This window comes from Bacillus sp. z60-11, from assembly GCF_046464135.1.
GTDB lineage: Bacteria > Bacillota > Bacilli > Bacillales > Bacillaceae > Bacillus > Bacillus sonorensis_A.
Window position 1 is genome coordinate 205,886 of sequence record NZ_JBIYSN010000004.1, and the last position, 23,897, is coordinate 229,782.

Below are 23,897 nucleotides of genomic sequence, written 5' to 3' on the forward strand. Positions count from 1 at the left end.
ATGATCAGTCATGATTAAAATAATCGATCTCACCAGCCGCGACATTCTCAGTTCCCAGCAAGCCTGTGAAGAGTGGGGGATTGACTCGTCAACGCTCCGCAAAAGAGTACATGATTTTCCCGTGGGAACCATCAGGAAGTTCGGGACGAGCTATGCTGTGACAAGAGCCGGCATGTGTGCCGTCTTTGGAAGGAAAAATGACGCACAAATGAAGAAAGGGGGGACGGGTGAGCGCTATGAGTCATGATGTGAATGTTCAAACTGCACAGTTCAAAGATGAGGAATGGAAGCAGGTCATCCATAAGCCGCTTACAGAAAGAACCCCGTACGAAAAAGGCAGCCAGCTGACGATCAGCCGTGTGGCGGGGCGGATTCTCGGAACGCCCCATGATGAAACAGACTATTTTATTGAACTGCATGAGCTGTATGTGTCAGGGCGTTTTCATATATTGAGTGAAACGCTTGATAAAACGATTGCTCCGGAAAGGTTTCAGGCCATTCAGCAGATCCATATGATCAATCAGAAAGAAAAAGGGCTTTCCGTCAATCGGTTTGTCGCCTTTCTCGACGGTGAGCGGCTCATCGCCGATCATTCCGATCCAGTCATGCACCGGCATTTAAGGAAGGCGCTGATCGAAGTGCTGCAGACGTTTCAGTCTTCACATGAAAAGGGTTTTCATGACCCTGATTTCCGCCGGGTGCTTCTTGATCTTGTCAAATGGATGTGCAATCATCTTGAGAAATGGCTGAAAGAGGCCGATATTGAAAAAGAAATGCCGAAGGTGGTGTGGTACGGAGATGCAACAAAAAGCCAAAGGTATTTTTTATACTACTTGATGCTCATCGGGTGTGATGTGCTGATTTTTCACCCGGAGGGAAAGGATCAATTTCAGGAGCTGGACCGTGATCAACGGCTTTCTTTCGTCTATACGTATCCGGGAGTCTCTGCCGTTGAGCCGTTTCCGACAGAAAAACCGCAGCGCAAATCAACGGTGGCGTACCGGTCAACGAAGGAATTGGACACCGTGCTGCACAATGAAGACTCCCTGATGTATAAGCCGTGGCAATTCAGGGAGCACACGCCGGTTTCCGTCACATTGAAGACCACCTATGATGAACTGTTTTTAATTGCGAAAGAACGCGCTTTTATCCGGCCTAATTTTAAGGCGTCCAAAACAACGGTAGAGATTCCTCATTTATTTGCGATGGTCATGGGGGTCTCCGCCAATGAAAAGGAATACTGGGACCGTTTGCAGACATTGACGGAGTACAAGGAATCCCATACGATCAGGCGCTTTCCGTTTACAGAAGAAGAGAAGGCCAACTATCAATTCCATTACAGCGATACCCTTGACCAAACAGGCGGAATCGATCCCGGCCGGTTGATGGAAAGCCATATATGGCGTTACAAGCATTTGCCTGAGGGCGTACAGCTCGGCATCGCCGAAGCCGTGTCGAGAATGTGCAAAAAACCGAAGCTTTTGCCTTTAAACGGGGAAAAAACGGCGGAGGTGCAGCTGTATTTGTTTACACAGGCAGTCCGCCTTCCGCAAGAGCTTGTCAACCTCATTCAGACCTTTGACTATTCGCAGACCGTGCCAAAGCTGATTTTGTATCATACCGAACAGACCGGCACATTATCCAGATCGGACGCTGTGGCTCTGCTTCTTTTGAATGAAATCGGAATCGATATCATCGTTTATAATCCTCCGGGCCACAAATGCATCGATCATTATATTGATGATCAGCTGTTTGACACACACTGGCTTGATGAGATGTCATTCAATCAGGAGTTCAGGGAGCCATCGATCGTGCGAAAGTTCATCAATAAAATCTTTTAATAAGGAGGCCATCCAAATGGCAAATGAAACAAGCATCGTCAATATCAATAAAGAGGAAGAGATCTCGGTTGAAAAAGCGGAGGATATCCGCGCCAAGCTGCGCCAGGAGCCAGAAGTTCAAGCCCTGGCCCATCAGATCGATGTGAAAAACCAGGTGGCGCTGTTAGAATTCGGGAAGGAGCCTGCACTTGAAATTTCCAAGTTCTCCGACCGCATTCTGTCGATGATGAGATCGAACAGTGTCACAGACTCGGGCGCCATGCTGACCCAGCTCGGCAAAATCATGGACCGCTTTGACAAGAATGATTTTGAAGAACAGAAAGGCTTTCTCTCTAAAATCTTCAAACGCGGAAACAGCATCATCGAGAAAATCTTTAAAAAGTATCAAACACTTGGCGGCGAAATTGAAAAAATCAACGTTGAAATTAACAAATATAAAGATGAAATGACGAAATCGACGGTCACGCTGGATGAAATGTATGAAAACAACCTCCAATACTATGTCGAACTGGAAAAATATGTTGTCGCCGGCCAAATGAAAATCGAGGAGCTGAAACAGCTGCTTCCAGAATATGAAGCGAAAGCGGCCAGCGGGAACCAAATGGCGCAGATGGAGCTCGACACCTTGAGAAACGGCATTCAGGCCCTCGAAGAACGGGTGTATGATCTGGACATGGCGCGGATGGTCGCAATTCAAACAGCACCGCAGATCCGCCTGTTGCAGCGCGGAAACACAAAGCTGATCGGAAAAATCAACTCCGCTTTCATCATCACGATTCCGATCTTCAAAAACGGCATCATCCAGGCTGTCACCGCCAAGCGCCAGAAGCTTGTCGCTGATTCAATGAGCGAACTCGACCGCCGCACGAATGAAATGCTGAAGCGCAATGCGGAGAACATTTCCAACCAGTCCGTCGAGATTGCGAGAATGTCAGGCAGACCAAGCATCGATATTGAAACGATCGAACAATCGTGGAACACGATTGTCAAAGGGATGCAGGAAACGAAACAGATCGAAGATGAAAACAAACGCCTGCGTGAAGAAGGAGCAAAACGGATTTTGGAGCTTCAGGACAATATGAAAAAAACCGCATTGAATGGTTGATGCGGAAAGCCGTCTGCTGCAGGCGGCTTTTTTTGTGTGCAAATATGTCATGAAAATGAAAAAAATCCGGACCTGACAAGCATTCAGGTTATGTTATACTGTTATGGAATAAGATGCATAAAAATGAAGCGGGTGGAAAATTGATGGTTACTTGGTGGTTGGCGTTCGGCGGCGGCGTTTTGTCGTTTATTTCCCCATGCTGCCTGCCGCTCTATCCTTCTTTTATTTCTTACATTACCGGAATTTCTGTCAGCGATTTAAAAGACCAAAACTCCAAACAGATGACTCGTTCTGTCATGATTCATGCAGCTGCCTTTTTGGCGGGGTTTTCCGTCATTTTTTACACGCTGGGTTTCTCCGCGAGCTCACTCGGCCTGCTGTTTGTCAAATATCAGAGCTTGATCCGCATGCTGGGCGGAATTTTCGTGGCTGTCATGGGGCTGTTTTTGCTCGGAGTCTTTCAGCCGCAATTCATGATGAAGGAAAGGCGGTTTTCGTTTAGAAAAGGGAAAATCGGCATATTGAATTCAATGCTGGTGGGAGTGATCTTTGCCGCAGGGTGGACGCCCTGTATCGGCCCGATTTTCGGCACGATCGCATATGCCAATTTTCAACATCCCGATCCGGTACAGACATTGATCACAGTTACCGCTTATTCATTGGGCTTTGCTATTCCTTTTTTGCTGATGGCATTTTTCATCGGAAAAATCAAACCGTTCATGAAATACTCGAAGCTGCTGATGAAAATCGGCGGCGCCATCATGGTCTTCATCGGGGTCCTTCTATATACAGACAAGATGATCTGGTTGAATATTTGGTTTTCGGATTTGACGAACCTGTTTTAGAATGCCTTAATCGGTCATGGGAGGAGAGTTTAAATGAGGAAACTCAACATCGTATTATGGTCTGTTCTTGGCGTTGCCATTTTCCTTATGCTGGTGGGAATAATATCATACTATCAAACAGCAGGTCTTTAGATTGTCACAAATGCAGCACGCACAATGGAGCACCGCTATAAAGGCACAACACAAAAGCTGGAGCTCCGCTCTGGACGGTTTGCCAGCTTTAGTGTTGAGGGTTGTTTTAAATCCGTATCGATTTCTCTTCGGCTTTCCATTGTTTTCTCCAGCCGGCTTGAGCGAGTAATAGCAGTCCAAGCGCTAAAAAAGCGATGATGGTGAAGGTGAGGAAGCCGCTTGAATAGGTGCCGGTTAGTTGTTTTAACGTTCCGAGAATATTCGGCAGAACGAATCCGCCGATTCCTCCGGCAGCGCCGACGATGCCTGTCACCATCCCGATTTCTTTATGGAAGCGTTGGGGAACAAGCTGGAATATCGCGCCGTTTCCCATTCCGAGACAGCCCATTCCGATAAACAAGGCAGCCGTGACAACCCCGAGCGAAGGCAGCATACTGACGGAGAACATGCAAAGCGCCACACCGACAAACAGAAACTGGAGCAGCCGCACGCCGCCTATTTTGTCGGCAATCCAGCCGCCGACAGGGCGAAGGCAGCTTCCCGAGGCCACCACAAGCGTTACAAATTCGCCGGCCCTGACCGCAGGGACGGAATACTGGGACGCGAAGAAATAGCTTAAAAAGTTTGACAGGCCGACAAATCCCCCGAATGTCACACTGTACAAAAGGCAAAAATACCATGTATCCCTTTCTTTAAAGACAGCAAAGTATTCTTTGATCGGCTTTGGCTTTGGCTGATTTGGCGGCTCTTTCGCCAGCAAAAAGTAGGTAAACAACACGATTGTCAACGGAATCAGCGCCAACCCCATCACACCGTTCCAGCCCACATGCTCTGCAATGCGCGGACCGAACAGTGTGGCAAGCAGTGTGCCGCTGTTTCCCGCCCCGGCTATCCCCATGGCAAGACCCTGCAAGTGGGGAGGATACCAGCGGCTCGCCATTGGAAGGGAAGCAGAAAAGCTTGCTCCCGCCACCCCCAGCAAAATGCCGATGACATACAGCTCGCCGATCGTTGATCCGAACTGCCACCCCCAAATCAGCGGAATCATCGTTACAAACATGCCGCCGATGGCCGTCTTCTTCGGACCGTAGCGATCGGTTAAAATGCCTAAAACAATCCGGAAAACAGAACCGGCCAATGTCGGGATGGCCACAATCAATCCAACTTGTGAAGGCGACAAGTCAAAATCCGCCGTTATATAAACGCCGAGCGCCCCGAGCAATACCCAAATCATAAAGCTGACATCAAAATATAAAAAAGATGACAACAAGGAAGGAGCATGCCCGCTCTTCCGCAAATCCGCCAATTTCAATTGCAACACTCCCCATTCGATAGATTCTAATTGTAATCATGACAAAATCAAATGAGGCTGGCAGTATTCTTGTCAGCTTTACTTACAAACTAAAAGATTGAATATTTAAAATACTAATTTTAAACAGCTTTATCGGTTGTGTTTGGAGCAGGTGAAGAATGATCGTCCAAAAATCGAAAGCAGGGCAGCAGTATCCCGAGGCTTCCCGTCACAAAAATGATGGCGCCGATCATGAAAAACAGCGGCCGTATCCCAAGCATTTCGCTGAACCTCCCCGCAAATAAGACACCGATCATCATCGTTCCGCGAATGATAAAGAGGCGAACGGAGAGAACTTTTCCTAAAAAGTGTTGAGGGACCTGTTTTTGGTACAGTGAGGTGTTGTGGACGCTGAAAAAGGGAATTGCAACCCCTGCGGCAGCTTCAATCATGACGGCGGCCCATATCTCCGTCACAAAACCGAGGGCAATGTAGGAAAGACCTCCTGCGGCGAGTGCGCCAAGCATCATCAAGCGGCGGTTTTTCAATCCGCCAAGCCTTCCCGCCGCTATCGAGCCGCAGAAATAACCGAGCGGAAATGCAGCCATAAAGCAGCCGTATTCCAGTTCACTCCCGCCGAGTTCCTCCAGTACATACGGAACGTTGAGAACCATCGTGACGCCTACGCCGAACTGGACAAAGGCGAGAAAAAAGCCGAGCCAGACGAGCAAACGACGCGTAAAGAAATAGCGGATTCCGCCTGATAACTGTGTCAGCCAGCTCTGTCCTCCGCCGGTTTGTTCGATTCGTTCCTCTTTCAGTTTCAAAAGGAGAAATGCGCTTAACAAAAAGAAAAATGAAGCCGCAGCAAGCGTGTTTTCCGGACCGAGCCAGGCGGCCAAAAGCCCTCCGATCGGCGGTGCGATAAATCCCATCAGCCGCAATGTTCCGTCGATATAAGCATTGGCTTTGATGAGCTGTTCCTCTTTCACGAGGGCGGGAATCAGCGCCGTTCCTGCAGGAGCGTAGAGAGGCTGAATGAGCCCGATCACCGCCTGCAGGAGTAAGAGGTTCCAGACTTCAAGCTTCCCGAGCGACATCATCGCGATTGGGAAAAGGAATGCGAATGCGCGTGTCAGCTGGGAGAACAGCATCGTTTTCTTTCTGCTCCACAGGTCAATAAAAGGGCCGATCACAAGCTGCAAGGCAAGTGAAGGGATGAAATAGACCAGCCAAAACCCGCTCATGACAAGCTTGGAACCCGTCAATTCAAAGACAAGCAAAGCATTGGAAAGGGCTCCGATGGCGCCGCCGAGCTCTGATACAGCCTGTCCCAGCCATAGGGAGAGAAACGATTGATTCTGAATAAAAGTCACCGTCTTTGGCATTTCTATTTCTCCTTCTTTTGAAACGATGGTCGTTAATGGTTGAATTGTATAATTTTCGGTGTTTATATTCAAGGAAAAGGAATAATTTTACCAAAAAATGTAGAAAAATAAGGAATAAATGATTAGTGACACAAAAAAGACAAAAATATAAATGCATAAGTATTGAAAAAGTATGTGAAATATTGCACAATTTAAATGTGAAATACTTCACAAACAACTTAGATTGAAAACAATCGGTAAAGGATGATGTAAAATGACAAATCAAAATGTGAATCGTACTGTATTAATCGGTGCCGGATTTGTTGGAAGCAGTTATGCATATACGTTAATTAACCAAGGAATCACAGACGAACTTGTGATCATTGATTTAAATAAAGATAAAGCAATGGGCGATGTGATGGACTTAAACCACGGGAAGGCATTTGCGCCGCATCCTGTGAAAACATGGTACGGCACGTATGAAGACTGCAAAGACGCCGATATTGTCTGCGTTTGTGCAGGAGCAAACCAAAAGCCCGGGGAAACCCGGCTGGATTTGGTAGAGAAGAACCTCAAGATTTTCAAAGGCATCATCGGGGAAGTCATGGCCAGCGGATTTGACGGCATTTTCTTAGTCGCGACAAACCCGGTTGACATTCTCACATATGCGACTTGGAAATTCAGCGGCCTGCCGAAGGAACGGGTCATCGGAAGCGGCACGACTCTGGACACCGCCCGTTTCCGCTACCTGCTCAGCGAATATTTCGGTGTCGCCGCTCACAATGCGCACGGCTATATCATCGGTGAGCACGGAGATACGGAGCTGCCTGTCTGGAGCCATGCCAATATCGGCGGCGTTCCCGTCAGCGATTTGCTGAAAAGAAATGAGAACTACAAAGCGGAAGATCTTGATGAACTGTTTGACAATGTGAAAAACGCCGCCTACCACATTATCGAGAAAAAAGGTGCGACATATTACGGAGTTGCCATGAGTCTGGCGCGCATCACGAGAGCCATTTACCGCAATGAAGAAGCGATCTTGACCGTGAGCGCTCATCTTGACGGTGAATTTGGCGAAAATGATGTTTATATCGGAGTTCCGGCGGTTGTCGGCCGAGGCGGAGCGAGGGAAATTGTTGAACTTGAACTGAATGAAAAAGAAAAAGAGCAATTTAAGCATAGTGCTGGTGTGTTAAAAGCCATTTTAAAACCGCATTTTGAAATGCAGGCGCAATAAAACATCATGAAGATTGTGAGATGATGAACAATGTGGCAGCAGGTATACGATCCGTTTGGGAATCTGTTTCTCAGCGCTTTTGCCGCCATTCTGCCGATTCTTTTCTTTCTCCTTGCACTGACCGTGTTGAAGATGAAAGGAATCATCGCGTCATTTGTGACGCTGGCGGTCAGCTTTATTGTAGCGGTGTTCTTTTTTCACATGCCGGCTGCAAAAGCTGTCTCCGCCGTTTTTCTTGGAATTGCTAACGGCCTCTGGCCGATCGGATATATTGTCCTGATGGCTGTATGGCTTTACAAACTTTCCGTCAAAACCGGAAAGTTTAAAGTGATCAGAGCGAGCATTGCCGGAATTTCGTCTGACCAGCGGCTTCAGCTATTGCTGATCGGGTTCAGTTTTAACGCCTTTTTGGAAGGCGCGGCAGGTTTCGGCGTGCCGATTGCGATCAGTGCCGTTCTTCTAGTCGAGCTTGGTTTTAAACCTTTGAAAGCGGCATCCCTATGTTTGATTGCGAATGCGGCATCCGGCGCTTTTGGAGCGATCGGAATTCCGGTGATCACAGGAGCGCAGATGGGAGGCTTGACACCGGTTGAGCTTTCCAGAACGCTCGCCTTGATGCTTCCGGTCATCGCCTTCTTTGTCCCGTTCCTGCTCGTTTTCATATTGGATGGGTTTAAAGGAATAAGAGAAACGCTGCCGGCCCTTCTCGTATTAAGCGGAAGCTATACGGCGGTGCAGACTCTGACGATGATTGGATTGGGACCGGAGCTGGCCGACATTTTGGCCGCTTTAATCAGCATGGGAGCGCTGGCGCTGTTCTTGAAAAAATGGCAGCCGCGTCACATATACAGGGAAGCCGGGAATGAACATGAACCCGCTGAGAAATATCATGCAGCAGACATTATAAAAGCCTGGTCTCCGTTTTATATTTTGACCGCCGTCATTGCGGTATGGAGCCTCCCCGGTTTCAAGGGGCTCTTTCAGGAAGGCGGGGTGCTGAAGCAGACGACGATCTTATTCAACATGCCTTTTCTTCACCGGGAAGTGCTGAAAACGCCGCCGATATCCCCGGAAGCGGCACCGCTTGATGCCGTGATGAAGCTTGACTTCATTTCAGCGACGGGGACGGCCATTCTGATCGCTGTGATCATCACGATTGTGCTGAGCCGAAACATCAGTTTCCGCGGAGGACTCTCCTGTTTGAAAGAAACGGTCAGGGAATTGTGGCTTCCCGTTCTCACCATTTGCTTTGTGATGGGTTTTGCAAACCTGGCCAATTATGCCGGATTGAGTTCAACCATTGGACTGGCGCTAGCCAAAGCGGGGGACATCTTTCCGTTCGTCAGTCCCGTATTGGGCTGGATCGGTGTCTTTATCACAGGTTCAGTCGTCAGCAACAATGCATTATTCGGCCACTTGCAAGCTGTCACCGGAGCGCAAATCGGGACAAGTTCGGCGCTATTGCTTGCCGCCAATACCGCGGGCGGTGTGATGGCCAAGCTGATTTCACCGCAGTCGATTGCGATTGCAACAGCTGCCGTTCAAAAGACAGGGGAGGAATCAAAGCTTTTCAGCCAAACCGTTAAATACAGCTTGATCCTGCTTCTCATCATTTGCATTTGGACATTTGTGCTTTCAAAGCTTGCCATATAAAGAAGAGCCTTTTCCCGTAATGGGAAAAGGCTCTTTATGCTGCCTGTTCTATCATGTCCTCTTTTTGAATACATTGTACAAGTTATCCGCGGAAGGGGGGGACGCGATGTGTTGAACATCTTCCTAAGCTATGTATTTTTGGGCTTGTCATTGGCTGCGCCGGTCGGTCCGGTCAATGCGGCACAGATTGACAGAGGGATGAAAGGGGGGTTTTTGCATGCTTGGCTGTTTGGACTCGGCGCGGTTTCGGCTGATGTCTTATACATGGTGCTGATTTATTTCGGTGTTGCTCAATTTCTGACTGTGCCATTTTTAAAAACGTTTTTATGGCTGTTTGGTTTTTTTGTTTTAACCTATACGGGAATCGAAAGCCTGATCAAGGCCAAGGAAGTTTCGTTGATGAGAGGCGTCAAAGAGCAAGGGACCTATCGCAAATCCTTTTTGTCCGGATTGGTGATTTCTCTTTCAAACCCTCTCAGCATCATGTTTTGGCTTGGCATTTACGGAAGCATTCTGGCGAAAACGATTGAGGCTTATGCATCCTATCAGCTGTTGATATGCAGTTCAGGCATTTTAATCGGCCTTTTTTTGTGGGATTTGGCGATGTCCTTTCTGGCCGGGACGCTCAGAACATTTTTAAGCCCGGGGATGATACAGGCGATGACATGGATCGCCGGCATCACATTAATCGTGTTCGGCTGCTACTTCGGGTATCAAGGATTTCAACAACTGATCCAGCCGGCGCACTAAAGAAGGTCAGGGCTTGTTTTGCCCTTGTCCGTGATCCCATTTCCTTTTCATCAAAAGCGTTACACATGCGATGATCGCAAGAAACAAAAGACTGACAAAAAAGCCCGGACGGCTGTTTTTTTCAAATAACGTACCGGAAATCGCGAATAAAATCAGTATAAGCGCTGCCGCAATTTGAACATGTCCTTTTAGCTTCGGCTTCGTCAGTTTTTTACTTGAAAAAAGGATGAACATCCAATTGTACAGCAGCATCAAACTGGCGGCCGTAGTCATATGCTCGTACAGCGCTTTTGGAAGCAAGAGCGACAAAATGATCGAAGCGGCGAGCACAAGCACCGTCAGCCCCAGTGCCGGCCATGATACTTTTGCTTGTTCCTTTTTTGCAAAACAGGATGGTGCATCACCGTTTTTCGCCATTGTCCCCATCAGTGTTGTGACGGCAAACAACGATGCGGTCAGCGTAGAAAATCCGGCAATGATGAAGATGCCGTTGAAAATGTCCATCACCAAATTCAAATGGAAATCTTTTAATGAGGTGATAAACGGACTGTTCTGTTCAGTAAAAGCATGATGCGGAACGAGCAGCATGGCCAGGCCGATCGAGACGACGTAAATGGAGGCCAGTGTGATGAGCATCAGACTGCCAGACTTCGGCGAGTCTTTCGGATCCTTTAAATGAATCGCCATCAGTCCCATGACCTCAATTCCGCCATAAGCGTAAAATGTGTATATCAGCCCTGTCCACAACCCCATGAAGCCGAAAGGAAACAGTTCATCCATCCGGTCGGGGAGCTGTGCATCAGGTGTTTTTCCGGGAAGAACACCGCATAAGGCCAGGACAGCGATAATGATAAACATCAAAATAGCCGCCGTTTTCAGGACAGCCAGAAGGTTTTCCGTTTTTTCGAAGCTGCTGCGTCCCGTGAAAATCACGATCAAGCCGAGAACAGCATAAATGGATGCAAACACCCACAGAGGAATTTGCTCAAACCAATGGCGCGTAAACAAAGAAATCGCTGTCAGCTGGCTTCCGATGATCAGCATTTCAGAAGACCAGTAGACCCAGCCGTTGCTGAAACCGGCCCATCTGCCAAATGCTTCTCTTGCATAGGAACAAAAAGACCCTTCAACCGGATGATCTGCTGTCAGTTTAGCGAGCTGCTGAAACACGAGAAAGGTTCCGAGCGCTGCAAGAAGAAAAGCGGCTAGGACGGAAAAGCCGCTTTTCTTTATGGCAATGCTTGACCCCAGAAAAAAACCCGTTCCGATCGTGCAGCCGACTCCGATCAATGACAGCTGCCACCATTTCAAATCACCTTTTGACACTTGTTGTTTCACTAGTTTCAACCCCTCTGATGTCATCGTTATTTTGCCTTGTGCGCCTTTTTTCATGCACCTAATTGTCCATGGCGCCCCGCGTGGATATTCACTTCAAAACGAAACATGTGCTATAGTTAAAGTAGAATAAATCGGTTCATTCACGCATAAGGAGGAATGACGGATGTCTTTGCAAGAAAAAATCATCAATGAACTGAATGTAAAGCCTTCTATTGATCCAAAACAGGAGATTGAGAAACGGGTGGGCTTTTTAAAGAGCTATTTGAAAAAAACCGGAGCTAAAGGCTTTGTTCTCGGAATAAGCGGAGGGCAGGATTCATCGCTTGCAGGACGACTCGCCCAGCTGGCTGTCGAAGAGCTGAGGTCTGAAGGAGTGCAGGCTGAATTTATTGCGGTCCGCCTGCCTTACGGTGTTCAACAGGACGAAGATGACGCCCAGCTGGCCTTGAAGTTTATTCAGCCGGACAAGTCGCTGGCGTTTGATATTGCGTCAACGGTCGAATCCTTTGTTTCCCAGTTTAAAGCTGTTACCGGTGAAGCGCTTGCCGATTTTCATAAAGGCAATGTCAAAGCGCGGGTACGGATGATTACACAGTATGCGATCGGCGGCCAGCATCAATTGCTGGTGATCGGAACAGACCATGCGGCGGAAGCTGTTACCGGCTTTTTCACAAAGTATGGAGACGGAGGCGCGGATCTTTTGCCGCTGACAGGGCTGACGAAACGCCAGGGCAGCAGCCTGCTTGAGGAGCTCGGCGCGCCTGAACGGCTTTATACGAAATCGCCGACAGCCGATTTGCTGGATGAAAAACCTCAGCAAGCCGACGAAACAGAGCTCGGCCTCACATATCAGAATATTGACGATTACCTGGAAGGAAAACCGGTTTCCGGCGATGTGGCCGAGGCGATTGAAAAACGCTACATCGCGTCAGAGCATAAGCGCCAGGTGCCTGCGTCAATGTTTGATGATTGGTGGAAATAAAGAAGCACGAAAATATCTGTGTCCTAACGATGTGAAAGCTGGTGATGAGGGCCTTTGCAGGTTCAATTCGCCAGCTTTTTTAAGTTCAGCATCACCGTGACTAAAATGAGTGATGCTGCTCCGCATTTATTCCGGTGGTCGATTCGTTATCAGCGTTGTAAGGAGAAGAATGGAGTGCGACAGCCTTTTCTTCTATATCATTAAAACGGGATTTGTCATATACTAATGATATTGTTGATTCCTTTAGACAAGGGGGAGTAAAGCCTAGAGATGAATACCAAAAGATCCATCCATGTGGGAGAAAAAAACATCGTACTGATCGGATTTATGGGCGTCGGCAAAACGACGATCGGCAAGTTGGTCGCCAACAAACTGTCCCGCGAGTTTGTTGATATTGATCAAGAAATTGAACGAGATTTTCAGATGAGCATTCCCGAAATGTTCACACAAAAAGGGGAAGCCTTTTTTCGGAAGACAGAAAAAGAATATATTGTTCATATGTGTGAACATACAGAAGGTAAAATCGTTTCTCTTGGAGGCGGCTCTTTTCAGCAGGAGGAGATCAGGGAGAAGTGTCTTGAACACTGCTTCGTCATTTTCCTTGATTTAACATGGGAGAACTGGAAGAAGCGGATCGATTTGCTGCTTGAAAACAGGCCGATTCTTCACAACCGCTCAATTGAACAGGTGGAACAGCTGTTCAATGAAAGAAAAAGCATTTATGCCCATCACCACTTTAGAGTTGAAACCGACAATCGTTCCGCCGAAGAGGTCGCCGACTCCATTGCAGATGCGCTGAAGCAGGGCGGGGAGCTTTCTCAGCCTTAAACAAACGTTTAATTAAGCTGAAGGGTGTACTTGATGAATGGACCGAATCCAAGAGAAGCCCGCCCGATAGCGGGCAATCAACATGTGCAGTTTATTAACAATACGGTCACAAGGCAGAATATCATCGTCGGAGATTATACATATTACGATGCAAAACACGGAGAGTCGTTTGAAGAACAAGTGCTGTACCATTATGAAATCCTTGGCGACCGTTTAATCATCGGAAAGTTCTGTTCAATTGCGCCAGGCGTTCAATTCATCATGAACGGAGCCAATCACCGTATGGACGGTTCGACATATCCTTTTAACATTTTCGGCCATGGGTGGGAAAAGCACACGCCTGCATTGGAGGAACTTCCGTTTAAAGGGGATACTGTCATCGGCCATGATGTATGGATCGGCATGGATGCGGTCATCATGCCCGGCGTGACAATCGGCGACGGTGCGATCGTTGCGGCTCAATCGGTTGTGACAAAGGATGTGCCTCCATATACAATCATCGGCGGAAACCCGGCTAAACAAATTAAAAAACGGTTTTCCGATGATGTCATCGCTGCCTGGCTGGACATCCAGTGGTGGAATTGGGACATCGAGCAGATCAACAGACGGATCGATGACATTGTCAATGGCAATATCGAAGCGTTAAAAAAACACATCAGATGAAACATAGAGACAATGATCAGACAGATGATTGTCTTTTTTCGTTATTTGCCTAGTGTGCTTGTTTGACTGTTTGTCCTTTTGATACAGTATATGTGCCCGGGATGAGTATCACGTTTTCCGCCCCGCCGCCGCTGTTTTTGATAAAGGACGTGTAAACAAGAAAAGCAGCAGCAATCTCTTTTATTCCAATCATTACAAAAATATGTAAAATCCTTAATGATAGAAACGGTAGACTGGCGGTGTATTGATGATGAAACAACAGATTCAAGAAGAGCTGAAAAACATTGAAACAACATATGGCGTCAAAATCCTCTATGCGGTCGAATCAGGCAGCAGAGCATGGGGCTTTCCTTCACAGGACAGCGATTACGATGTCAGATTTATTTATGTCCACCAAAAAGACTGGTATCTATCGATTGATGCAAAGCGTGATGTGATTGAACTGCCGATCGATGATCTGCTCGATATCAGCGGCTGGGAGGTCACGAAAGCTTTAAGGCTGTTTCGGAAATCCAACCCTCCGCTGCTCGAATGGCTTTCTTCAGGAACCGTCTATTATGAAGCCTATTCTTGGGCGGAAAACATGAGAAAGTTGAAGAACCGCGCCTTTTCTCCAGCTTCATGTATGTATCATTATCTCAACATGGCATCGGGGAATTTCCGCCACTACCTGCAGCGGGAAGAGGTGAAAATCAAAAAATATTTCTATGTTCTCCGCCCGATCCTGGCCTGCCAGTGGATTGAAAGCCGTCAGACGGTGCCTCCGATTGAATTTCAGACGTTGCTCGAGGAACTTGTTGAAGACGGACCGCTTAAAGCGGAAATCCATCATTTGCTTGACAGGAAAAGGAAGGGGGAGGAGTTTTCTCTTGAGCCTCAAAATCCCATGCTTCACGAGTTTATCGAAAAAGAACTTGAGCGGCTGCAGCCGGCGGCGAAGGCCTTTAAAACTGGCCGGGAAGATTTGACGCCAGAGCTTGACAGACTGTTCAGAGAAACGCTAGACGAGGTGTGGGCATAACATGATATTCCCTTTAAGTATTCTTAAAGGGGTTTTTTCTTTGCCTTTTTGGGGAAATCGTTCAATATAACAGAAAACGCTTTCAAAATTATTTTTCTTCAATAGGAAAGCACAGCCGTATAAGAGGAGATCATCACCGGCACAGCTGAATAAGCATCCTGTTCTTTACCAAAGTTTTCTCCTGATTCTATTGTCGTATACCTTTTAAAATTTTAGGTATAAAGTTTCTGATTAAATCCCAGCACATGTAAAACATTGTGGGAAAAACACAAAAATCGTCAGCTTTTTTGTTTTTTCGAAATATTGTGAATCGACCCTCAGCTCCTATAAAATGAAGAATATAAAGATAATTTCATGAGATGGCGGGGTGTGATAATGGAAGTGATAACAAGAGACTTTTTTCTATTCTTATCTAAAAGCAGCATCCTGAATCGCCTGGCGAGAAATTGGGGGAGTTCTGTAGCGACCGGAAAAATTATCGGAGGAAAGGATTTTGAAGCTTCGATTCCGATTATCAGAAAGCTTAATGAGCAAGGGTTGACTGTTACAGTTGATCATTTAGGCGAGTTTGTCGACAGCAGAGAAGTCGCAAGAGAACGCACACAGGAATGTATTCGGGCCATACAGTTGATCGCACAGGAAAAGCTGAAGTCACACGTTTCCTTAAAGATGACTTCGCTGGGACTCGATATTGATCTCGATCTTGTCAGAGACAATATGACGAGCATTTTGGACTGTGCTGAGCAGCATCAGGTAATGGTAACGATTGACATGGAGGATGAAGTCCGCTGTCAAAAGACGCTCGACTTGTTTAAGGAGTTCAGACAGCGGTATGAGTATGTCAGCACCGTTCTCCAAGCTTATTTATACCGGACTGAACAGGATTTGGAGGAATTAAATCAATACGATCCGTTTTTCCGTCTTGTGAAGGGAGCTTATAAGGAATCACCGCAAGTGGCGTTTCCTGATAAAAAAGACGTGGATGAGAATTATAAAAAGCTTATCAAAAAGCAGCTTCTGAGCGGCCATTACACAGCCATCGCAACTCATGATGACAAGATGATTGACTACACCAAAGAACTCGCGAATGAGCATCAAATCGGCAAGGACCGCTTCGAGTTTCAAATGCTGTACGGCATGCGCAACAAAACACAGCTCGAATTAGTGAAAGAGGGCTACAATATGCGCGTGTATCTTCCTTACGGAGACGACTGGTACGGATACTTCATGAGACGGCTTGCCGAGCGGCCTGCAAATATTGCATTTGCATTTAAAGGCATGACCAAGAAATAAAACGATAAAAAGGGGAGATTAGAATGACAACACCTTACAAACATGAACCATTTACAAATTTCGGGATCGAAGAAAACCGGACGGCATTTGAAAAAGCGCTGGAAACGGTAAAAAATGAATGGCTGGGTCAGTCCTATCCTCTTGTTATCGATGGAGAAAGATTTGAAACAGAAGACAAAATCATTTCGATCAACCCGGCAAACAAAGAAGAAGTTGTGGGAAGCGTATCAAAAGCGACTCAGGATCATGCTGAAAAGGCCATCCAAGCGGCTGCAACGGCGTTTGAGACATGGAGGTATACAGATCCTGAAGAAAGAGCGGCTGTTTTATTCCGGGCGGCTGCAAAAGTGCGCCGCCTGAAACATGAATTTTCAGCGCTGTTAGTCAAAGAAGCGGGAAAACCATGGAATGAAGCGGATGCGGATACGGCGGAAGCGATTGACTTTATGGAATATTACGCACGTCAAATGATTGAGCTGGCGAAAGGAAAACCTGTCAACAGCCGTGAAGGCGAGCGAAATCAATATGTATATACACCGACTGGGGTAACGGTTGTGATTCCGCCTTGGAACTTCCTTTTTGCCATTATGGCGGGAACGACAGTGGCGCCGATCGTAACTGGAAACACGGTTGTTCTGAAGCCGGCGAGCGCAGCGCCAGTTATTGCCGCAAGATTCGTTGAAGTGCTTGAAGAAAGCGGCCTGCCAAAAGGTGTCGTCAACTTTGTTCCGGGAAGCGGCGCTGAAGTCGGAGATTACCTTGTTGATCATCCGAAAACAAGCATCATCACGTTCACCGGCTCAAGAGAAGTCGGAACGCGCATTTTTGAGCGTGCAGCGAAGGTTCAGCCTGGTCAGACGCATTTAAAACAAGTCATCGCGGAAATGGGCGGAAAAGATACGGTTGTCGTTGATGAAGACTGTGATGTTGAATTAGCTGCACAATCCATTTTCCAATCCGCATTCGGATTTGCCGGTCAAAAATGTTCAGCGGGTTCGCGCGCTGTCGTTCATGAAAAAGTATATGACGAAGTGCTGAAGCGTGTTATCGAAATTACAGAATCCAAGAAAGTCGGAGAGCCTGACAGCGCGGACGTTTATATGGGACCTGTCATCGATCAGGCTTCCTACAACAAGATCATGGATTATATCGAAATCGGCAAACAGGAAGGCCGCCTGGTCAGCGGAGGAAAAGGTGATGATTCAAAAGGATATTTCATCGATCCGACGATCTTTGCCGACTTGGATCCAAAAGCGCGCTTGATGCAGGAAGAAATCTTCGGTCCTGTCGTTGCCTTCTCAAAAGTAAGCAGCTTTGATGAAGCGCTGGAAGTGGCCAACAATACAGAATATGGATTGACGGGAGCGGTCATCACGAAAAACCGCGATCATATCAACCGGGCAAAACAAGAATTCCATGTAGGAAATCTGTATTTCAACCGCAACTGTACAGGTGCGATTGTCGGCTACCATCCGTTTGGCGGATTTAAAATGTCAGGTACGGATTCAAAAGCGGGCGGACCGGATTATCTGGCTCTCCACATGCAGGCAAAAACAATCAGCGAAATGTTCTAAAAAGGGGTAAAATAAGGGGTGAAGGCAGTCGTTAAGGCTGCCTTCAAAATAGAAATATCTGAAAATTTAGACAAAAAACGGCATCTTGGGGGGATTCTTATTCAAAACGCACAATTGATTATTTCAATCGTCATTTATATGGTGGGTATGCTTTATATTGGTTATTACGCGTATAAAAGGACATCAAACCTTTCCGATTATATGCTTGGCGGACGGACGCTCGGCCCCGCTGTTACAGCGCTCAGCGCTGGCGCATCAGACATGAGCGGCTGGCTCTTGATGGGTCTTCCGGGAGCGATGTTTGCCACGGGCCTCAGCGGTTCATGGATCGTAATCGGGCTTGTTCTCGGCGCATGGGCAAACTGGATTTTTGTGGCGCCTCGTTTAAGGTCCTACACTGAAGTAGCGGGTAATTCCATTACAATTCCTGCATTTTTAGAAAACCGCTTTCATGACAAATCAAAGATTCTCCGAATTTTTTCAGGGCTCATTATTATTATCTTCTTTACGTTCTATGTATCATCAGGCATGGTCTCCGGCGGCGTGCTGTTTAACAGCATGTTCAATCTCGAATACCATACTGGCCTTTGGATTATTTCCGGTGTTGTTGTCGCTTACACGCTTTTTGGCGGGTTTTTGGCGGTCAGCTGGACCGACTTTGTCCAAGGCATCATCATGTTTATCGCCTTAATCCTTGTGCCAATCGTGACGATTATTCAGACAGGAGGACCGTCTGAAGCCTTTACAGAAATCCGTACAATCGACCCGAACCTTCTCAATATTTTTAAAGGAACGAGCTTCCTCGGCATTATTTCTTTATTTGCATGGGGTCTCGGATACTTTGGACAGCCTCATATTATCGTGCGATTTATGGCGATATCCTCTGTAAAAGAAACAAAAAAAGCGCGTCGAATCGGTATGGGATGGATGATTTTCTCCAGTGTCGGCGCATTGCTGACCGGATTAATCGGACTTGCGTATTATTCGAAGAAAGGGCTTCACTTGGACGACCCGGAAACGATCTTTATTCAATTGGGCAACATTCTGTTTCATCCGCTGATCACAGGCTTTTTGATTTCAGCTATTTTAGCCGCTGTTATGAGTACGATATCCTCTCAGCTGCTTGTCACTTCAAGCTCTTTAACAGAAGATTTGTATAAGACGTTATTCAAACGATCCGCCACTGACAAAGAACTTGTCTTTATCGGCCGCCTCTCTGTGCTAGCCGTATCGGTTGTCGGACTGTGTCTGGCATGGACAAAAAACAATACAATATTGGGGCTTGTCAGCTACGCTTGGGCGGGATTCGGCGCTTCTTTCGGTCCTGTGATTCTCCTGAGCCTATTCTGGAAGAGGATGACGAAATGGGGAGCGCTTGCAGGTATGGTTGCAGGTGCGCTGACCGTTATTATTTGGGCAAGAGCCGGACTTTCCGGATTTCTATATGAAATCATTCCGGGCTTTGCCGCAAGCTTATTGTTTGTCTATGTTGTCAGCCTTCTGACTGCTAAACCGGATCAGCAGGTGGTTGAGGAGTTTGATGAATATAAAAAAGCGATTTGACGGATGATGATGGAGGTGGCTTGAGGCCATTCTCCGTCTCTCTTTTTAGGGGGTTTTATCCCGATTTGGAAAGGGCCGTGCCCATTTTTTAAAAAGTCTGATATAAGTCTATACAAGACTGTAAAGGAGCAGTATGATTAAGTTAAAAACGGGTAGGAGAAAGGATATGGAAGAGCTATTAGAACAAGTTGTTTCTCTTTCAAATATTAATGAGATCATTGATTTTATCAGCGATGAGTTGAAAAAACCGGTCATTTTGGAAAGCGCGGATTTTTTCCTATTAGCCTACAACTCCTATTATATAAACCATTTTGATGCAGCAAACCAGCAAACGATTTTCTCCAAAAAATGTCCGCTTCCGATATTTGAAAAATTTGTCGAAGAAGGTATCATAGATCAATTGAAAACCATTCCGACTCCTTTTCGGGTGAAACAGATTGAGGAAATCGGCCTTAATCAGAGGGTCGTCGTCAGCGCCAAGCATAAAGATGAAATCATGGGTTATATTTGGATTCAGGAAATTGAAAACGATCTCTCTGATGAAGAGCTTGATTTCTTATATCAGGCTTCCTTTCACGTCGGAAAAATCATTTACAAGAAAAAGCGGCTCAAGCAAGAGAAGGAAGAAGAAGCGGAAGAGCTTTATAAAAGAGCGATAAACGACCAGTTTCAAACGGAGAAAGAACTGAAAGCTGCGGCTGATAAAGCCGGTGTTGTTTTGCCTTCCGTGTTTACCGTCATGGTTCTGCAAGTCGTTGACGGCGAGGATGAGCTGCTTGATGATTTGAAGGAGACGATCAGATCGTATTTAAACTTAAAAGACAACATCAGCCATGTTATAGAGGATCATTCCAACATCGCCATCATTGTCGGCAGCGTCTCGCGCAAGCGTTCAGCCCTAGCTGCGGCTTCTGAGCTGATCAACCGGCTTTTGACGCACCTGCGCTCGCAAATGCTTCCCCTCATTTTCATCGGGGTCGGCAATGAATACAGCAGCATGCTGTCGCTTGGAAAAAGCTACCGGGAGGCCCTGCAGGTCACAAAAGCGGCGGAAATCACGGGAAGCCAGGAACACATTCCTTACGAATACCAAAAGCTTGGGCTTTTCAGATACCTTGACCAAATCGCCGCCAAAAACGATCATCTGCAATATGTGAATTCCGACCTGATGCTGTTGAAAGAAAAGGATAAAGAAAGCCACACTGAATTTTTGCGAACCCTTGAAATTTACCTTGTCAATAACTGCAAAGTCAAACCGTCCGCAGAACAGCTGTTTATCCACCAAAACACGCTGAATTACCGCATTAAACAAATACTGGATATGACGTCGATCGATTTGAATGATTTTAACACGAGGTGTCAATTGTTCATCGATTTGATGCTCATGAAAAAAGCCGGCTATAAATCGTAAAGCCGCAATCCGCAAAAAAGCCGGTGCACCACGCACCGGCTTTTTAATAGGTTCTATACACATACGGATCTTTTGGCTGTTTGATTTTTGACCAATCTGTCACTTTCAAAACCGGAATCACAGATTTGAACGGCTGATAATATTCCGATGACAGCGTCCCTTTCACATGAAGCCATTGGTCGTCTTTGATATTCATTTCCTTAGGAAACTCGACCAGCATACCGTAGACGCCCGAATCCGCGATGCAATGAATGATACCAAAGCGGAGGACAAAGAGCTGTTTGTCGTTGATCGATTCGCCTTTAAAAGCAAAACCGTTGAACTCGATCGTTTTATCAAGAAATTCTCCGGGATAGTTATAGATGGTTTCCATACCCTTCAAATAATCTTCATCTTTTAAGGAAATCTGTTTTTTTTCCTTATATTTCTTCAGCGCTTTTTCCATCAGCTCATCGTAGCCGTCCCGGCCGTAATAGATGCTTGTATCCGGGCGCAGATACTGAGTCTGGGCGTAATTGTCAGGCTGTTCAATCGCTTTGAATGAAAAGCCTTTCGATTTGACGATATTCGAATCGAGTGTTGCCGCCGGAAGAAAAAGCCCGGTGCATAATGGGAAAAGAAACACGAAATAAATCAGCATTCTTTTCAGGAAAGGTTTATCTTTCTCATGATCGTGATCATGTCCGCACCCGCAGTCATGGCACTCTTTCTCATCCGTTCCTTTCACATAGATATAGAATTGAACCACTGTCAGAATGGCCAGCAGAAAAATCGCTATATATGAAAGGTAAGCGTATTTCATATTGATATACTTCGTTAAATTCCCTGACGCATGCAGATGAAAAAAGAAAAACGTAAAAAACATTAAAATGAATGTGCGAAACATGATCTCACCCCTTTACCAAAAGTGATCCGGCCAAGACGATGACAGCGATATAGGCGATTAAAACAAAGACGAACCGTTTTCTGAAGATGCCGAGCATCATCAGCAGGTTTTTGATATCCACCATTGCGCCGAAGACGAGAAAAGCGATCAGGGAGCCGAGCGAAAACGTGCTGCTGAAAGAAGACGCGATAAAGGCATCAACCTCTGAACAAAGTGATAAAACAAACGATAGACCCATCATGACGAGTGAAGATGAGACATCATTTTGGCCGATGGCCAACAGAGTCGATGTTTTAATATATGTCTGCATGGCCGCTGCCACGAACGCGCCGATGATCAAGTATTTCCCCACTGAGAAAAACTCATCGACCGCATGGCGAAGCGTCCCGCCAAGCTTTTTCCAAAAGGATGGCCGGGCATGTCCATGGTGGTGATGTCCGTGCGGGTCTCCTTCAAGCAGTTGCGTCCCTTTAAATTGAAAAGAGATGATCACGCCGACGATAACAGAAACCGCAATCGCAAGCCCGCCGCGGTAGAAGACGACATCCCATTTGTTTCCGAAGGCGATAAACGTTGAGAATAAGACAATCGGGTTAATGATCGGAGCCGTCAGCATAAAGGCGACAGCGGCATGCAACGGAACGCCTTTTAAAAGCAGACGCCGGGCGATCGGCACGATCCCGCATTCACAAGCCGGAAACAAGACACCGGCAAATGTTCCGGACAGCACAGCGAGAAACCGGTTCTTCGGGATGATCTTCGCCATCATTTCCTCCGTCACAAACATTTGAATCAATCCTGATATAAAAACGCCGATTAAAACGAATGGAATTGCCTCTATTAAGATACTGATAAAGATAGAGTTGAGCTGCAGAAAGGATTGTGAAGCCACAAAAAAACCTCCGCAATCAATTTTAGTTTGTCAAACTAGCATTATATCATAAGAGGATCGGTTTGGGAAAAGAGCGGATGACACGTACAGCAAAACCTCGCCATATCGGGTCAGAAAAAAATCCACATTTCTAATGGCGAATGGTATGATAAAAATATTCTAACAATGAAATCAAAAGGGGATGAGAGCATGCAGCAGCCATACGATTTACCGCTTGAGCAGCTATATACATATAAACCGGAACGGACGGCTTTGGAGGATTTTAAAGATTTCTGGAAGGATGCCCTCGCAGAACTAGGTTCGGAGAAAGCAGAACCACAGCTTGAACCGCACGATTATCCGGCTGATGGCGTAAAAGTCTATTGGCTTACATACCGGAGCATCGGGGGAGCGCGAATAAAAGGGTGGTACGCCGTTCCGGACAGCAAGGGGCCTCATCCTGCCATCATCAAATACCACGGCTATAATGCCAGCTATGACGGGAATGTCCATGACATTGTCAATTGGGCCCTTCATGGCTACGCGGCGTTTGGCATGCTTGTCCGCGGCCAGAACATGAGTGAAGATACAAGCGTATCCCCTCACGGACATGTGCCGGGCTGGATGACAAAAGGGATTCTTGATCCGAAAACATATTATTATAGAGGTGTTTACCTTGACGCCGTAAGAGCGGTCGAGGTCGTCAGCGGATTTGCCGAAGTCGATGAAAAGCGAATCGGCGTGATCGGCGCAAGCCAGGGCGGCGGACTGGCCATCGCGGTTTCCGCACTGTCCGATATTCCAAAAGCAGCCGTTTCTGAATATCCGTATTTAAGCAACTTTCAGAGAGCCATCGATACAGCAATCGACCAGCCATATCTTGAAATCAATTCCTTTTTCAGAAGAAACAGCAGCCCTGAGGTTGAACAGACAGCGATGAACACCCTGACATATTTCGATATTATGAATCTTGCGGAATCGGTAAAAGCCCCCGTGCTGATGTCGATCGGTTTGGTCGATACGATCACACCGCCGTCAACCGTCTTTGCGGCATACAATCATTTAAACACGGATAAGGACTTGAAAGTGTACCGTTACTTTGGACATGAATACATCCCCGCTTTTCACATGGAGAAGCTGGCCTTTTTGAAAGAGCATTTGAAATAAGTGAACAAAACATCCGGCAAGAAAGCCGGATGTTTTTTTATGTCTTGATTAAAGATTATATCGTATTATAAGATATAAA

21 protein-coding genes are annotated in these 23,897 nt (G+C 46.6%); 16 read left to right on the forward strand and 5 right to left on the reverse strand.

Annotated features, from left to right (window positions below; genetic code table 11):
• Nucleotides 1-10: 10 nt before the first annotated feature.
• The 4 genes from ACINLD_RS13380 (at nt 11) to ACINLD_RS13395 (ending at nt 3,791) form a co-directional block, all read left to right on the forward strand.
• Nucleotides 11-247: a helix-turn-helix domain-containing protein gene (locus ACINLD_RS13380; RefSeq protein WP_026585809.1), complete on the forward strand. Its 237-nt coding sequence runs from the start codon at nt 11-13 to the stop codon at nt 245-247.
• Complete coding sequence (locus ACINLD_RS13385; RefSeq protein WP_409444827.1) at nt 237-1,841, forward strand: YceG family protein; 1,605 nt, start codon at nt 237-239, stop codon at nt 1,839-1,841. Before ACINLD_RS13380 ends, ACINLD_RS13385 begins: the two co-directional genes overlap by 11 nt.
• 16 nt (nt 1,842-1,857) lie before the next feature.
• A complete protein-coding gene (locus ACINLD_RS13390; protein WP_077735753.1) occupies nt 1,858-2,946 on the forward strand; it encodes a toxic anion resistance protein in 1,089 nt (362 codons plus the stop codon).
• 143 nt (nt 2,947-3,089) lie between these two features.
• The gene (locus ACINLD_RS13395) at nt 3,090-3,791 is read left to right on the forward strand and encodes a cytochrome c biogenesis CcdA family protein (protein WP_077735752.1); all 702 of its coding nucleotides are present in this window, start codon (nt 3,090-3,092) and stop codon (nt 3,789-3,791) included.
• A 238-nt stretch (nt 3,792-4,029) separates the two neighbouring features.
• Here the strand turns inward: ACINLD_RS13395 and ACINLD_RS13400 are convergent, their stop codons facing one another.
• Nucleotides 4,030-5,235: a nitrate/nitrite transporter gene (locus tag ACINLD_RS13400; protein WP_026585813.1), complete on the reverse strand. Its 1,206-nt coding sequence runs from the start codon at nt 5,233-5,235 to the stop codon at nt 4,030-4,032.
• Between the two features lie 119 nt (nt 5,236-5,354).
• Nucleotides 5,355-6,602 (reverse strand): MFS transporter, encoded by a 1,248-nt coding sequence (locus ACINLD_RS13405; protein ID WP_051290329.1) that lies wholly within the window; start codon nt 6,600-6,602, stop codon nt 5,355-5,357.
• 253 nt (nt 6,603-6,855) lie between these two features.
• Here ACINLD_RS13405 and ACINLD_RS13410 point away from each other — a divergent pair, with 253 nt between their 5' ends.
• The 3 genes from ACINLD_RS13410 to ACINLD_RS13420 all read left to right on the forward strand — a co-directional run bounded on the left by ACINLD_RS13410 (nt 6,856) and on the right by ACINLD_RS13420 (nt 10,221).
• Nucleotides 6,856-7,818: an L-lactate dehydrogenase gene (locus ACINLD_RS13410; protein ID WP_026585814.1), complete on the forward strand. Its 963-nt coding sequence runs from the start codon at nt 6,856-6,858 to the stop codon at nt 7,816-7,818.
• Between the two features lie 30 nt (nt 7,819-7,848).
• On the forward strand, nt 7,849-9,471 hold the full coding sequence (locus ACINLD_RS13415; protein WP_277692397.1) for an L-lactate permease: 1,623 nt from the start codon (nt 7,849-7,851) through the stop codon (nt 9,469-9,471).
• A 111-nt stretch (nt 9,472-9,582) separates the two neighbouring features.
• On the forward strand, nt 9,583-10,221 hold the full coding sequence (locus ACINLD_RS13420; RefSeq protein WP_409444876.1) for a LysE family translocator: 639 nt from the start codon (nt 9,583-9,585) through the stop codon (nt 10,219-10,221).
• A 6-nt stretch (nt 10,222-10,227) separates the two neighbouring features.
• On the opposite strand, the gene ACINLD_RS13425 is transcribed toward ACINLD_RS13420, so the two are convergent.
• On the reverse strand, nt 10,228-11,559 hold the full coding sequence (locus tag ACINLD_RS13425; RefSeq protein WP_026585817.1) for an amino acid permease: 1,332 nt from the start codon (nt 11,557-11,559) through the stop codon (nt 10,228-10,230).
• 163 nt (nt 11,560-11,722) lie between these two features.
• Here ACINLD_RS13425 and nadE point away from each other — a divergent pair, with 163 nt between their 5' ends.
• From nadE to ACINLD_RS13465, 8 genes are all read left to right on the forward strand, one after another.
• On the forward strand, nt 11,723-12,541 hold the full coding sequence (gene nadE, locus ACINLD_RS13430) for an ammonia-dependent NAD(+) synthetase (protein WP_026585818.1): 819 nt from the start codon (nt 11,723-11,725) through the stop codon (nt 12,539-12,541).
• A 270-nt stretch (nt 12,542-12,811) separates the two neighbouring features.
• Nucleotides 12,812-13,369: a shikimate kinase gene (locus tag ACINLD_RS13435; protein ID WP_026585819.1), complete on the forward strand. Its 558-nt coding sequence runs from the start codon at nt 12,812-12,814 to the stop codon at nt 13,367-13,369.
• Between the two features lie 33 nt (nt 13,370-13,402).
• Nucleotides 13,403-14,032 carry a Vat family streptogramin A O-acetyltransferase gene (locus ACINLD_RS13440; protein ID WP_409444828.1) on the forward strand — a complete coding sequence of 210 codons (630 nt, stop codon included), beginning with the start codon at nt 13,403-13,405 and terminating at the stop codon, nt 14,030-14,032.
• 250 nt (nt 14,033-14,282) lie between these two features.
• On the forward strand, nt 14,283-15,053 hold the full coding sequence (locus ACINLD_RS13445; RefSeq protein WP_026585821.1) for a nucleotidyltransferase domain-containing protein: 771 nt from the start codon (nt 14,283-14,285) through the stop codon (nt 15,051-15,053).
• Nucleotides 15,054-15,434: 381 nt separating this feature from the next.
• On the forward strand, nt 15,435-16,346 hold the full coding sequence (locus ACINLD_RS13450) for a proline dehydrogenase family protein (protein ID WP_179115672.1): 912 nt from the start codon (nt 15,435-15,437) through the stop codon (nt 16,344-16,346).
• Nucleotides 16,347-16,369: 23 nt separating this feature from the next.
• Nucleotides 16,370-17,920 carry an L-glutamate gamma-semialdehyde dehydrogenase gene (gene pruA / locus ACINLD_RS13455; RefSeq protein WP_026585823.1) on the forward strand — a complete coding sequence of 517 codons (1,551 nt, stop codon included), beginning with the start codon at nt 16,370-16,372 and terminating at the stop codon, nt 17,918-17,920.
• 114 nt (nt 17,921-18,034) lie between these two features.
• Entirely contained in the window at nt 18,035-19,483 is a 1,449-nt protein-coding gene (putP, locus tag ACINLD_RS13460; protein ID WP_026585824.1) for a sodium/proline symporter PutP, read from the forward strand.
• A 166-nt stretch (nt 19,484-19,649) separates the two neighbouring features.
• A complete protein-coding gene (locus tag ACINLD_RS13465; protein ID WP_026585825.1) occupies nt 19,650-20,894 on the forward strand; it encodes a PucR family transcriptional regulator in 1,245 nt (414 codons plus the stop codon).
• A 43-nt stretch (nt 20,895-20,937) separates the two neighbouring features.
• Here the strand turns inward: ACINLD_RS13465 and ACINLD_RS13470 are convergent, their stop codons facing one another.
• Nucleotides 20,938-21,780, reverse strand: a complete 843-nt coding sequence (locus ACINLD_RS13470; RefSeq protein ID WP_026585826.1) for a TIGR03943 family putative permease subunit — start codon at nt 21,778-21,780, stop codon at nt 20,938-20,940.
• A 4-nt stretch (nt 21,781-21,784) separates the two neighbouring features.
• Complete coding sequence (locus ACINLD_RS13475; protein ID WP_026585827.1) at nt 21,785-22,672, reverse strand: permease; 888 nt, start codon at nt 22,670-22,672, stop codon at nt 21,785-21,787.
• A gap of 189 nt (nt 22,673-22,861) precedes the next feature.
• On the opposite strand from ACINLD_RS13475, the gene ACINLD_RS13480 reads away from it, so the two are divergent.
• Nucleotides 22,862-23,818: an acetylxylan esterase gene (locus ACINLD_RS13480; RefSeq protein ID WP_026585828.1), complete on the forward strand. Its 957-nt coding sequence runs from the start codon at nt 22,862-22,864 to the stop codon at nt 23,816-23,818.
• Nucleotides 23,819-23,897 lie beyond the last annotated feature (79 nt).